The organism is Niastella populi, from assembly GCF_002078015.1.
Lineage (GTDB): Bacteria > Bacteroidota > Bacteroidia > Chitinophagales > Chitinophagaceae > Niastella > Niastella populi.
In genome coordinates this window covers 77,275-89,601 of the sequence record NZ_LWBP01000001.1, presented here as the reverse complement: position 1 = coordinate 89,601, position 12,327 = coordinate 77,275, and the positions used below count along the sequence as shown (strand labels likewise).

Below are 12,327 nucleotides of genomic sequence, written 5' to 3'. Positions count from 1 at the left end.
GACATCCTTTTTTGACATAGGCCAAACAGGCTTGTGCCAACGTATAATTATATTCGTACAACCATTTATCAATTCGATACAATACAACGCCGGCAAGCTTTTGTTCAGAAAAAGTTCGTTATTATTTTTACCTGGTGATTGATTTATAAGACAGGGAATTTTAGACATACTCCGGAGACTTTCTGACATTGCGCTTATGTTGTTCTATTTCCAACTTTGCATCCGTAGATCGGATCATATAAAGTTTGGAAAGTTATTTAATGCGAAATATACTACAGCAAAAAATTTCACTGTTCAAAGATGCGGACCTGATAAGAGCGCAAAACGTGTATCCTTATTTCCGCGTAATTGAATCAGGACAGGAAACAGAGGTAACACTCAACGGGAAACGCGTGTTAATGTTTGGCTCCAATTCTTATCTTGGCCTTACTAACCACCCACGGATAGCCGAAGCCGCCAGTCGTGCCATTGTAAAATATGGCAGCGGATGTGCCGGCTCGCGGTTTTTAAATGGTACACTGGACTTGCATGTTGAACTGGAGAGAAGACTGGCCGCCTATACCGGCAAAGAAGATGCGATCCTTTTCAGCACCGGCTTCCAGGCCAACCTTGGTACGCTCTCTGCTTTGTCGGGCCGTGCAGATGTGCTCTTACTCGATGAGTACGACCATGCATCGATCATCGATGGCAGCCGGCTTTCATTCTCACGGGTGATCAAGTACCGGCATAACGATATGCAGGACCTCGAGCACCGGTTGCAATTGTTACCCGAAAACGCGTTCAAGCTGATCGTTACCGACGGCATCTTCAGTATGGAAGGCGATATCGCCAATCTTCCCGCTATTACAACACTTGCCGATAAATATAACGCTGCCGTAATGGTAGATGATGCACATGCCTTAGGCGTTATTGGCGTGAATGGCGCAGGCACCGCCTCGCATTTCAACCTTACCGCCGAAACCGACCTTATTATGGGCACCTTCAGCAAGTCGCTTGCTTCACTCGGCGGTTTTGTTGCAGGCGATAGTGAAGTGATCGATTATCTGAAGCACAAGGCCCGCGCACTTATTTTCAGCGCCAGCATGACGCCCGCTTCTACCGCCAGCGTTATTGCCGCCCTCGATATTATTGAAGAGGAACCGCAACGCATCAATAAACTCTGGGATAATACCAATTATATGATGGGACTGCTGCAGGAGCAGGGATTCGATACCGGCGAAACACAAAGCCCCATCATACCCGTACGCATTGGCGACAATCACAAGACATTCCTGTTCACCAAAGCCCTGCAGGACACCGGCGTTTTTGTAAACCCCGTTGTGTCCCCTGCTGTGCCTTCAGAGTCGTCCCTGATACGGCTTTCGCTCATGAGCACCCATTCCTTTAGCCAGATAGAGGAAGCCGTGGATAAAATGAAGAAAACAGCCCTGACACTGGGCATTGACCTGAAACTGAAAAAAGAAAGCGCATGACCGGTATAGTGAATGTAAATACAAAAAAGCAGTTAAAAGATTTCATCGACTTCCCGCATGAACTGTATAAAGGGGATGCCAATTATGTTCCTGAACTGTTTATCGCGCAGCGCGATCTGCTGACGCCCGGCAAACATCCGTTTCATGAACATTCAAAAATGCAGTTATTCCTTTATTATAAAGACTATGCCATCGTTGGAAGAATTGCTGCCATCCTGAACAATAACCACAACCGGTTCAACAATACCACCGATGGGTTCTTCGGCTTTTTTGAATGCATCAACGACATGGAAGCGGCATCGGCGCTGTTCACCTCGGCGGAACAATGGCTGAAAGACCATAGCGCCACGACCCTCATCGGGCCGGTAAACCCGTCAACCAATGAGCCATGCGGTTTGCTGATCGACGGTTTTGACAAACCACCGCTGGCCATGATGACGTATAATAAACCTTATTATACATCGCTGCTCGAGATGCTGTCGCTGCAAAAGAAAGTAGACCTGCTGGCCTGGGACCTTTCACTTGAATCGGTGGGCAAACGGCCGGTATTGCTCGAAGAAAAATTACTGAACAGGCTACGCCGGAACAATATCACCATACGGCCCGTAAATAAAAAAGACCTCGCCAACGAAGCAAATAAAGTGCGCGAAGTATACAACGCTGCCTGGGATAAGAACCTCGGATTTGTACCCATGACCGACAGCGAGTTCAGCTACCTGGCAAAAGACCTGAAGATGGTGCTCGATGAAGAGTTTTGCCTCATAGCGGAACACAATGGCAAACAAATAGGTTTTGCCCTTGCTATACCCGATATCAACCAGATCCTGATAAAGGTACGGCGGGGACGACTGCTGCCAACCGGCATCTTCAAACTGTTGTTCAATATGAAAAAGATCGACCGCATTCGCGTGCTGGCCTTGGGCGTAAATAAAGAATACAGGAAGATGGGTATTGAAGCCTGTTTTTATGCCGCGATAATCAAACGCGTAAGTGCACGGGGAATGAAAGGCGCAGAAGCATCCTGGATCCTCGAGCACAATGAAATGATGAATAAAGGAATTGAAAGCATCAATGGTAAAGTTTATAAACGCTACCGAATTTTTGAAAAGACGTTAGCTGACAGGTTGACAAGTTGATAGGTTGACAAGGTTGATAGAGGTGATAGAGGGAAAGAATAGAAATAAAGGAGCTTAGCATTTGATAGTGAGCTACGAGTATAAATCTTTCACGTTTGCCGATTCACCATTGACCATTCACCATTCACCATTGACCATTCACCATAGATAAATGAAAGAAAAGGTATTGATAACAGGCGCCAGCGGGTTTATAGGTTTTCACCTTATTGAAGCCGCCTTGCAAAAAGGACTGGCCGTATGTGCTGCGGTCAGGCCGGGCAGTGTTATCGATCACCTGAAAGCATTCGATCTCGAATACTGTGAACTGGATTATACCAATGAAGAACTGCTGGTGAAACAACTGGCAGCCACCGGCTGTAAATATATTATACATGCGGCCGGCGCTACCCGCGCAGGTTCACAACAGGTCTATGATACCATCAATGCCGGGTATACGTTCAACCTGGCAAACGCCGCATTGAAGGTTCCGGGCAAACAGATCACCCGGTTTGTATTTATGAGCAGCCTGGCTGCGGTTGGTCCGCTCAACCACTGTAACACCCTGCTAACGGAAGAGGTAACACCCGCCCCGGTAACCGCTTACGGCAGAAGTAAGCTGCTGGCAGAACAAAAATTACAGGCATTGCCACAGTTGCCGCTGGTGGTGCTTCGCCCAACGGCGGTGTACGGTGCACGTGAACGCGATATCCTGATCATGATGCGTTCCATCAACCGCGGAATAGAAGCATATATCGGAAGGGGCCATCAACAGTTAAGTTTTGTATACGTGAAAGATCTGGCTTCGGTAACCGTCGATGCATTGTTCTCCCGGGTATCACAGATGACCTTCCATATTTCCGATGGCGGAAATTATGATCAGTATGAGCTTGCCCGACTTTGCAAATGGATCTTACAAAAGAACACATTACGATTGCACCTGCCTCATAAAATGGTACAAGGTATTGCCTTTACCCTTGAAAAATTATATGCATGGCGGGGTAAAACCCCGGTGCTGAACAGGGAGAAACTGCAGGAGCTAACGGCCATCAACTGGCAATGCAGTATCGAAAAGGCAGGAACGCATTTAGGTTTTCGTCCGCAATACCCTTTGGAGCTGGGGCTCAGGGAAACATTACAATGGTATAGAGAACACAAGTGGTTATAATTTATATAAGAAAAATTAAGGTTTTATGAAAGAACAAATGTTACCGGCAAAAGGAAAATTAGGCATCCTGCTTCCTGGTTTAGGTGCTGTAGCTTCCACTATGATCGCAGGCGTTATCGCCACCAGGAAAGGCTTGTCGAAGCCGGTTGGATCGCTTACCCAAACCGGTCATATTGAACTGGGCGAAGGAAAAGGCGACCGTTTTCCGCTGATAAAGGATTTTGTACCACTGGCATCACTCGAAGACGTGGTTTTTGGTGGCTGGGATATTTACGAGGACAACGTGTACGAAGCGGCCAGCCATGCGAAAGTGCTCGACCAGCATTTGCTGGATGCGCTGAAACCCGAACTGGAAACCATCAGGCCCATGAAAGCCGTTTTCGACAGGGATTATGTAAGGAACCTCGACGGTAAGTTCATTAAACAATCGGCTAACAAATGGGATGCCGCCCAGGAACTGATCAGGGATATCGAAACATTCAAAAAAGAAAATAAAGTAAGCCGCGTTGTGATCGTATGGACCGGCTCAACCGAAAAATACCTCGAAGCATCTGCGGTACATGAATCGATCGCTGCTTTTGAAGCGGGCCTGAAGAACAATGACCCGGCTATTGCCCCAAGCATGGTGTATGCGTATGCAGCCGTAAGCCAGGGCATTCCTTTTATCAATGGCGCCCCTAACCTTACTACCGATATACCTGCTATTGTGCAGCTGGCCAACAAAACAAAAACGCCCATCGGCGGTAAGGATTTTAAAACAGGCCAAACGCTGATGAAAACGATCGTGGCGCCCGGACTGGCAGCGCGTTCGCTGGGTGTTACCGGCTGGTACTCGACCAACATTTTGGGTAACCGCGATGGACTGGTGCTGGATGATGAACAGAATTTCAAAACGAAGGAAGTATCGAAGCTCGGTGTACTGGAAGACATCCTGCGGCCCGATCTGCATCCCGACCTCTACGGCGATCTGTACCATAAGATCCGCATTAACTATTATCCCCCACATGGCGATAATAAAGAAAGCTGGGACAATATCGACATCTTCGGCTGGCTCAATTACCAGATGCAGATCAAGATCAATTTCCTTTGCCGCGACTCCATTCTGGCAGCACCATTGGTGCTTGACCTCGCGCTTTTTGCCGACCTGGCCCAACGCGCCGGCATGTACGGTGTACAGGATTGGTTATCGTTCTATCTGAAATCGCCGCAAACGCAGGAAGGCGTGCCTGCTGAAAATGATATTTTCAAACAGCTGAACACACTGAAAGAAGTGTTACGGAATATGATGAAGGAAGATGAGCCGGAGTTCAACACGGTGAAACATATTCGGGCAGCCGAACAGGTTATAGGATAATGATGAGCATAGCAGGCATAGTAGCAACTGCAGGTGGCATCGGCTTCCTCAATAAAGGAGCAGGTACCGTCGCTGCAGTTGCTTTTTGCATAGCCTGGTATTTTATTCCCATAGGGTATACATACCAGGTATTGCTGATGGTGGCATTACTGGCAGCCGGTACATGGAGCGCCACAAAAATGGAAACCGTGTGGGAGCACGACAGCAACCGTATTGTTATCGATGAAGTGGCAGGCATGATGATAACGCTGGCGTTCTTACCCACCGGTGGCTGGTATATCATTACAGGTTGCGTATTGTTCCGCTTTTTCGATATTGTAAAACCGCTGGGCATTCGTAAAGCAGAAAAGCTGCCGCGCGGTATAGGTGTAATGGCCGATGATGTGCTGGCGGGTATTTATTCCCATCTGATCTTATGGCTGTTCAAGAACTTTGAGATTTTGGGATTTCGGGATTTCGCATTCTCTTAAGCTAATGAGCAATAAGCAAATCTCAAAATCTCTAAATCTCCAAATCAGAAATAGTAATGTTCACTTTCCTGAAAGCCAATGTGGCATCGCTGGCAGCATCACTGTGCGATTTTTTAATGACCATGCTGCTGGTACAATGGGGCCAGGTAAATGTGGTAACGGCCGCGGCTACAGGTACGGTAACGGGAGGTATTGTTAATTTTTCAATAGGCAGGCATTGGGTTTTCAGGGCAGGAGATGATAAGGCGGTAAGGCAATTGGGGAAGTATGCGCTGGTATGGGCCGGCAACCTGTTATTGAATACGGGCGGCGTATATCTGTTCGCCTGTCAGGCCGGCTTACACTACACTATTTCAAAAGTAGTGACATCACTGCTGGTTGCTTTCCTGTACAATTATCCCCTGCAAAAGAATTTTGTGTTCAGCAATAATTGGTAGATGATGATTAGTTTGATCGATAGTAAAAAAAGCCTGACCTTATTCCTTTTTATTACCTGCTTTTTTGTTTACACGCAGGCGCAAACGGTTGTAAAGGGAATGGTCAGAGACGCCCAGACACATGCGCCGCTTGCTTTTGTAAGTGTATACTTCAAAGGCAGCAAAGGCGTGATAAGCGGTGAGGACGGCAGTTATTCCATTTCAACCACTAACCCGAAAAATACCACGCTGGAGTTTTCCTTCAACGGGTATAAAGTATTGCGTAAAAAAATAGAAACCGGCATTACGCAAAACCTCGATGTAAATCTCGAAGTGGCGGAAATGGCGTCGGTAACCGTAAACTCCAGAAGACGCACCAAATACAGCAACCGGAACAACCCGGCAGTTGATCTTATCAGGAAAGTAGTTGACAACAGGGCCCGCAACCGGATGAGCGCCTTCGAATATGTGCAATTCCAGCAGTACGAGAAAATGGAACTGTCGCTCACCAATAAACCTGAAAAGCTGATGAACAGCCGGCTTTTGAAGAATTATAAATTTCTGGTCGAGAACCAGGACACTACCCGCCTCGAGGGAAAGGCCCTGATACCGGTTTATCTCGAAGAAACCCTTTCTGATAAATATTACCGGAAAAACCCTTCAAAAGAAAAGACCTATGTGCTGGCAAAGAAAAAAGTGAACCTGGGCGAATTCGTCGACAACGATGGTATTACGCGGTACCTGAACAGCATGTATACGCCCATCGATATTTATGAACCCAACCTCACCTTGCTTTCGAACCAGTTGCTAAGTCCCATTTCCGACCTCGCTCCCACCTTCTACCGTTTTTACCTGAAAGATACCGTTGAACAGGATGGCATCAAACTGGTACAGCTTACGTTTGCACCACGTAACCCCAACGACCTTTTGTTCAGGGGCTCCATGTTCGTAACGCTCGATGGCAATTATGCCGTGCAGAAGATCCAGATGGGCCTTACAAAACATGCCAACCTCAACTGGACAAGAGAACTGCGGATAAAACAGGATTTTGAACGTGGCGCCGATGGCCGGTACCATGTGGTGAAGAGCAACATGCTGGCAGAATTTGCCCTGTCGAAAAAAGCTTCCGGCGGCCTGGTTGGTGAAAGAACGGTTTCCTATAAGAATTATATCACGAACCAGCCCGCGCCCGATTCGGTGTATGAAGGCAGCCGGGAAGTAATTGTCGATATCCCCGGTTCGGCTACCGATAGTTTCTGGACGGCCAACCGGCATACGGCCCTTTCTGCCACTGAACAAAAGGCCTACACGAACATGGACAGCCTGAAAAATATGAGATCGTACCGCAGGTTGATGGACTGGGCCACGTTCCTGCTGGCAGGATACAAGGCGGCCGGTCCATTCGATATCGGTCCCGTAAACGCATTTTACAGTTTTAACCCGGTGGAAGGATTCCGGCTGCGGTTCGGCGGCCGTACCACCCCCAAATTCAGCAAGCGGTTGTATTTCGAAACCTATGCCGCCTACGGTTTCAAAGATGAGCGCGTGAAATATTTTTTATCCGGCGCTTATTCCTTCAACAAAAAATCGATCTACACCTTTCCCTATAATTTTTTGCGGGTAAGTTTTCAGCACGATACCAAAATACCGGGACAGGAACTGCAGTTTGTACAGGAAGATAACTTCCTGTTATCATTCAAACGGGGCGATAACAACAAGTGGTTGTACAACGATATTTTTATTGCAGAATATGTGCGCGAGTTTGGCAAAAACATCAGCTATACATTCGGTTTCAAGAACTGGAAGCAACAGGCTGCCGGTAATATCGTTTATCAAAAATTTGATGGTACCGGCATCTCAACCATCCGGGATATCACCACTACCGAATTATCGGCAGAAGTACGCTGGGCGCCGCGGGAACAATTTTACCAGGGAAAAACCTATCGCATCCCTATCTATAATAAATACCCGATCTTCCGGCTAAGGTATATCTCGGGTATAAAAGGACTGGCCAACGGTGATTATGATTATCAGCAGGTCACCGCCAATATTTTCAAGCGGTTCTATTTTTCACAATTCGGTTATGCCGATGTGGTAACCGAAGGTGGTTATACCTTCGGGCAACTTCCCTACCCTTTACTTACCATCCATCGCGCCAACCAAACGTATGCTTACCAGCTCAATTCTTTCAATATGATGAACTTTATGGAGTTTGTAAGCGATCATTATGCCTCGGTAAGCACCGATTATTATTTCAATGGGTTCATCTTTAATAAACTCCCGGTGATAAAAAAGCTGAAGCTGCGCGAAGTGGCCGGTTTTAAGATGGTGTATGGCGGTATCCGCAGGGAAAACGATCCGGCGTACAGCAAGGAAGCGTTTGTATTCCCTACAGATGAAACAGGCCGCACCACCACATTTTCACTGGCCTCCAAACCTTATATGGAAGCCAATGTGGGCATCGGTAACATCTTCAAAATATTACGGGTCGACTACGTTAGGCGGTTGTCGTACCTGGAAAACCCTGATGTACCGAAATGGGGGATCCGTGCCCGGGCAAGATTTGAATTTTAATAAAAATAGTTGTTATGAGTCAGATAGCTATGCGTGACCGTTTGCAAAGAGGTATTTACAGTGTAATTGACCCCGTGGTGCGGGGATTGGTAAAAGTGGGTGTAACGCCAAATTTCATTACTACTACCGGTTTAATACTGAACATCGGTGTGGCCATCGTATTTATTGTGGGGGCGGAAGAAGGCAACCGCGGCGATCTTTCCTATGTTGGCTGGGCAGGCGGCCTCATTCTTTTTGCCGGCTTGTTCGATATGCTCGACGGACAGGTAGCACGTACAGGTAATATGAGCTCCCGCTTCGGCGCCCTGTACGATTCGGTACTTGACCGTTATAGCGAAATGTTCATGTTCCTCGGTATTTGCTATTACCTGGTGGCGCATCATTATTTCCTGAGTTCTTTGTTTGCATTTATCGCGCTGATCGGTTCTATGATGGTGAGTTATACCCGCGCCCGCAGCGAGGGCCTCGGTATTCAGAACAAAGGCGGTTTAATGCAAAGACCCGAACGGGTGGTGCTCACAGCCTTATCTGCCATTGCCTGCGGCCTTACCGCGGCCATCATCGGCGGCGACTACAAACTGGTTATACCCGGAGTGCCTTTTCATGTTTTTGAAACCATGTCGGTATTTACCATTCCCGTTACCGTCATGGCAGTACTCACGAACATTACGGCCATAAAACGATTGATGGACGCTAAAAAAGCGCTTGACGAAAAAGTATGAAGCGAAAAGTATTATTGATGTGGTTGTGCAGCATCGTTTCTTTTTATGCTGCAGCGCAGGAAGGGTTTCCGGTTCCGGCAGGTAATGCCCAACAATTATTTTACCTGCAGCGGACCTCCAATACCAACACGATCGTTTACGAACTGAATCTCAAAAAAGGGGTGCTCGATACAGACAATCCCGTTCATGTATACTGGATCAGGTATGCCGAAAAAGGACAAACGGCCGAACTGAGCTGGGTGCAACGGGTGTTTGCATATGGGGTAAGAATAAAGTCGTATCCCGATAGCAGCTACCGCGTGCGGCTGGTATCTTATGCAGGCTACTCCATGTTCCTGAAAAAAGGGCGCGACGGGAAGTACAGGTTGTACGCTCCTATCAACGGGAAGATGATGATCCTCAACCACATCTTTGTGAAGATCACCGGCGGCTCTATGTGGTCGCCCGACATCGAGTATTTCGAGGTTAGCGGCTTCGACCCTGTCACCGGCAAGGCTGTATCGGAGAGAAAGAAGGTGCTGAAAAGTGAGATCAAAGAGAAAGAAGGTTGAAGAGGCAACAAGGCAACGAGGCATAAAGGCAACGAGGGGGCTCTCGATTAATTGGGAGCTTCGAAAACCGGCAACCCTTGCCAATTGTCTATTGCCTATTGTTTATTGGTTTTCATTGCCTATTGTCTTTTATGCCTTGTTGCCTTTTTCTTTTTGCTTTTCCTCGTTGCCTCGTTGCCTTGTTGCCTTGTTGCCTTTATGCCTTGCTACCTATATTGTACGTATTAACTCTTTATGAAATGAAGAAACTATATATATCAAACTCCAGCGAATCGGTGCGCATGTTCAAAAGCAACTGGATGGAAGCTTTGTCAAAAGTACATTTCACCATTCCGCTCTTCATCTATATTCCCGTTATCGCTTTTATGACCTGGCAGGCTTTTGCAAAAGGCATTTCAGCGGGTTACTATTTTTTATTCCTGGCGTTGGGCCTTGTTATATGGACCATCACGGAATATATCCTGCACCGTTTTATATTTCATTTTGAACCATCTTCCGAATGGGGAAAACGCATCCATTTTATATTTCATGGCGTGCACCACGATTATCCCCGGGATGCCAAAAGGCTGGTGATGCCTCCTTCCGCCAGTATTCCCATTGCTCTATGGTTTTACTTTTTGTTTTCGCTGATCTTTTCAGATAAAACCTTACTGTATTCTTTCTTTTCTGGCTTTGTGGCCGGTTACCTGGCGTACGACATGATGCATTACGCCATGCATCACTATAATTTTAAAAGCCCGCTCATGAAGCGGATAAAACAACATCATATGCTGCATCATTACGACGACCCTACAAAGGGATATGGTGTAAGCTCCTCCTTATGGGATGTAATTTTTCAATCGGGTTTTCCAAAGAAGAAAAAGTAATATGTTTAGAACCGCCCCTGCCGTTTTTTTTGCCCCGAGAACCATAGTGATAACTACGTTTGTTTCGGTGATCTACCTGTTGCTGTCTGTATGGCTGGTTGGCTTCAAGACCGATCAACTGGTATTGATAGCTATTTTTAACGGCTTGTATTACAGTAGCGCCGTCACACGGAAGTTCATTACCGGGTTTTCGATCTTTATCGTATACTGGATCATTTTCGACTACATGAAAGCATTTCCCAACTATCTGTTCAGGGGAGTGCATATTGAATCGTTGTACAACGCGGAGAAGGCATTGTTCGGTATTTCAACGGCAACAGGAAGCGTTACGCCCAATGAGTTTTTTCAGCAACATCATTTTATGGCCGGCGACCTGTTAAGCGGTATTTTTTATTTATGCTGGGTACCGGTTCCATTGTTGTTTGCGTCTTTCCTGTTTTTTAAAGACCGGGCATTGTTCCTGCGGTTTGCCCTCGCGTTCTTCATAGTGAACATGATCGGTTTTGTGGTGTATTATATTTACCCCGCCGCACCACCCTGGTATGTACAGGAACATCAGTTCAATTTTATAGCTTCCACGCCCGGGAACACGGGCGGTTTGAAGCGGTTCGATGAGTTGGTGGGTGCACCGGTCTTTCAATCGCTCTATGCCAAAGGCTCGAATGTTTTTGCCGCCATGCCCTCACTGCATTCATCGTACCCGGTGATCGTATTATATTATGGCCTGAAAGGGCGGTACCGGTACGCGAGCAGTATGTTTGCGGTGATCATGGCAGGCATCTGGTGCGCCGCGGTATATACCAGCCATCATTATGTGCTCGACGTACTGGCGGGCATCTGTTGCGCCGTAACGGGTATTTTCCTGGTACAGCGAATGATTACCGGAACAGGATGGTTTTCCCGTTTCTTTAATTCTTATTTGCAAAAAATTATTTAAGCGATCTTATATGAGCAGTATTCTTCCCGTCCCCGATAAACAAACGATCCTGACCCGGTTGAGCGAAGGCAGTTACGACGCTTTCCTGTACGACTGCGACGGTACACTGGCCGACAATATGGGCGCGCATAAAGCTTCCTATAGCGCAGCAGCCACTATGTGCGGGTTTGAACTGGATGATGCCATCATCGATGAACTGGCAGGCTGGCCTATTATACAGGTAGCTGAGGAGATCAGGAAGCGGTACAACGGGAACTTCGATCCTGCGGCCTTTGCGCAACTGAAGAATAAATTGTACGAAAGCAATTTTATCAATGAAACAAAGCCTATTGAATTTGTGGTAGCACACCTGAAAGCGCATGTGGGCAAAGTGCGGATAGCGGTGGTATCGGGCGGCAGCCGCCCTTCGGTGTCGAAAACACTGCAACTGCTGGGCATCAGTAAACTGGTGGAAGTACTGGTATGCGCGGGCGAAACGCCCCGGGGCAAACCTTACCCCGATCCGTTTTTATCTGCAGCCGAAAAGTTAGGGGTTGACCCAACAAAATGCCTGGTCTTTGAAGATGGCACCCCGGGTGTGCAGGCAGCAGAAGCAGCCGGTATGCGCTGGATACGCATAGATCATGCGTAACGGGAATTTTGAGATGTAGGATGTAGAGATGTAGGAAATATAAAAAGGGGTGCC

12 protein-coding genes are annotated in these 12,327 nt (G+C 47.2%); all 12 read left to right on the top strand.

The features are described 5' to 3' along the window. Positions 1–260 precede the first annotated feature (260 nt). The 12 genes from spt to A4R26_RS00325 all read left to right on the top strand — a co-directional run bounded on the left by spt (position 261) and on the right by A4R26_RS00325 (position 12,273). Positions 261–1,472, top strand: a complete 1,212-nt coding sequence (gene spt, locus A4R26_RS00380; protein ID WP_081158497.1) for a serine palmitoyltransferase — start codon at positions 261–263, stop codon at positions 1,470–1,472. Continuing rightward, a complete protein-coding gene (locus tag A4R26_RS00375; RefSeq protein ID WP_081158495.1) occupies positions 1,469–2,608 on the top strand; it encodes a GNAT family N-acetyltransferase in 1,140 nt (379 codons plus the stop codon). The genes spt and A4R26_RS00375 overlap by 4 nt, the downstream gene beginning before the upstream one ends. Positions 2,609–2,759: 151 nt before the next feature. Further along, complete coding sequence (locus A4R26_RS00370; protein WP_081158493.1) at positions 2,760–3,752, top strand: NAD-dependent epimerase/dehydratase family protein; 993 nt, start codon at positions 2,760–2,762, stop codon at positions 3,750–3,752. Positions 3,753–3,777: 25 nt separating this feature from the next. After that, positions 3,778–5,106 carry an inositol-3-phosphate synthase gene (locus tag A4R26_RS00365; RefSeq protein WP_081158491.1) on the top strand — a complete coding sequence of 443 codons (1,329 nt, stop codon included), beginning with the start codon at positions 3,778–3,780 and terminating at the stop codon, positions 5,104–5,106. Then, positions 5,106–5,576 (top strand): phosphatidylglycerophosphatase A family protein, encoded by a 471-nt coding sequence (locus A4R26_RS00360; RefSeq protein WP_081158489.1) that lies wholly within the window; start codon positions 5,106–5,108, stop codon positions 5,574–5,576. The genes A4R26_RS00365 and A4R26_RS00360 overlap by 1 nt, the downstream gene beginning before the upstream one ends. A gap of 56 nt (positions 5,577–5,632) precedes the next feature. Further along, positions 5,633–6,013 carry a GtrA family protein gene (locus A4R26_RS00355; protein WP_081158487.1) on the top strand — a complete coding sequence of 127 codons (381 nt, stop codon included), beginning with the start codon at positions 5,633–5,635 and terminating at the stop codon, positions 6,011–6,013. Beyond that, positions 6,014–8,566, top strand: coding sequence for a DUF5686 and carboxypeptidase-like regulatory domain-containing protein (locus A4R26_RS00350; RefSeq protein WP_242674790.1), 2,553 nt, complete (start codon positions 6,014–6,016; stop codon positions 8,564–8,566). A gap of 14 nt (positions 8,567–8,580) precedes the next feature. Continuing rightward, positions 8,581–9,288, top strand: coding sequence for a CDP-alcohol phosphatidyltransferase family protein (locus tag A4R26_RS00345; protein WP_081158485.1), 708 nt, complete (start codon positions 8,581–8,583; stop codon positions 9,286–9,288). Continuing rightward, complete coding sequence (locus A4R26_RS00340; RefSeq protein WP_081158483.1) at positions 9,285–9,839, top strand: DUF4833 domain-containing protein; 555 nt, start codon at positions 9,285–9,287, stop codon at positions 9,837–9,839. The genes A4R26_RS00345 and A4R26_RS00340 overlap by 4 nt, the downstream gene beginning before the upstream one ends. 239 nt (positions 9,840–10,078) lie before the next feature. After that, positions 10,079–10,705: a sterol desaturase family protein gene (locus A4R26_RS00335; protein ID WP_081158481.1), complete on the top strand. Its 627-nt coding sequence runs from the start codon at positions 10,079–10,081 to the stop codon at positions 10,703–10,705. 1 nt (position 10,706) lies between these two features. After that, positions 10,707–11,642, top strand: a complete 936-nt coding sequence (locus A4R26_RS00330) for a phosphatase PAP2 family protein (RefSeq protein WP_081158479.1) — start codon at positions 10,707–10,709, stop codon at positions 11,640–11,642. A 10-nt stretch (positions 11,643–11,652) separates the two neighbouring features. Further along, a complete protein-coding gene (locus A4R26_RS00325; RefSeq protein WP_081158477.1) occupies positions 11,653–12,273 on the top strand; it encodes an HAD family hydrolase in 621 nt (206 codons plus the stop codon). Positions 12,274–12,327 lie beyond the last annotated feature (54 nt).

Coding starts and splice junctions, on each gene's coding strand:
- spt (WP_081158497.1), top strand. CDS start 261: ATGCGAAATATACTACAGCAAAAAATTTCACTGTTCAAAGATGCGGAC.
- A4R26_RS00375 (WP_081158495.1), top strand. CDS start 1,469: ATGACCGGTATAGTGAATGTAAATACAAAAAAGCAGTTAAAAGATTTC.
- A4R26_RS00370 (WP_081158493.1), top strand. CDS start 2,760: ATGAAAGAAAAGGTATTGATAACAGGCGCCAGCGGGTTTATAGGTTTT.
- A4R26_RS00365 (WP_081158491.1), top strand. CDS start 3,778: ATGAAAGAACAAATGTTACCGGCAAAAGGAAAATTAGGCATCCTGCTT.
- A4R26_RS00360 (WP_081158489.1), top strand. CDS start 5,106: ATGATGAGCATAGCAGGCATAGTAGCAACTGCAGGTGGCATCGGCTTC.
- A4R26_RS00355 (WP_081158487.1), top strand. CDS start 5,633: ATGTTCACTTTCCTGAAAGCCAATGTGGCATCGCTGGCAGCATCACTG.
- A4R26_RS00350 (WP_242674790.1), top strand. CDS start 6,014: ATGATGATTAGTTTGATCGATAGTAAAAAAAGCCTGACCTTATTCCTT.
- A4R26_RS00345 (WP_081158485.1), top strand. CDS start 8,581: ATGAGTCAGATAGCTATGCGTGACCGTTTGCAAAGAGGTATTTACAGT.
- A4R26_RS00340 (WP_081158483.1), top strand. CDS start 9,285: ATGAAGCGAAAAGTATTATTGATGTGGTTGTGCAGCATCGTTTCTTTT.
- A4R26_RS00335 (WP_081158481.1), top strand. CDS start 10,079: ATGAAGAAACTATATATATCAAACTCCAGCGAATCGGTGCGCATGTTC.
- A4R26_RS00330 (WP_081158479.1), top strand. CDS start 10,707: ATGTTTAGAACCGCCCCTGCCGTTTTTTTTGCCCCGAGAACCATAGTG.
- A4R26_RS00325 (WP_081158477.1), top strand. CDS start 11,653: ATGAGCAGTATTCTTCCCGTCCCCGATAAACAAACGATCCTGACCCGG.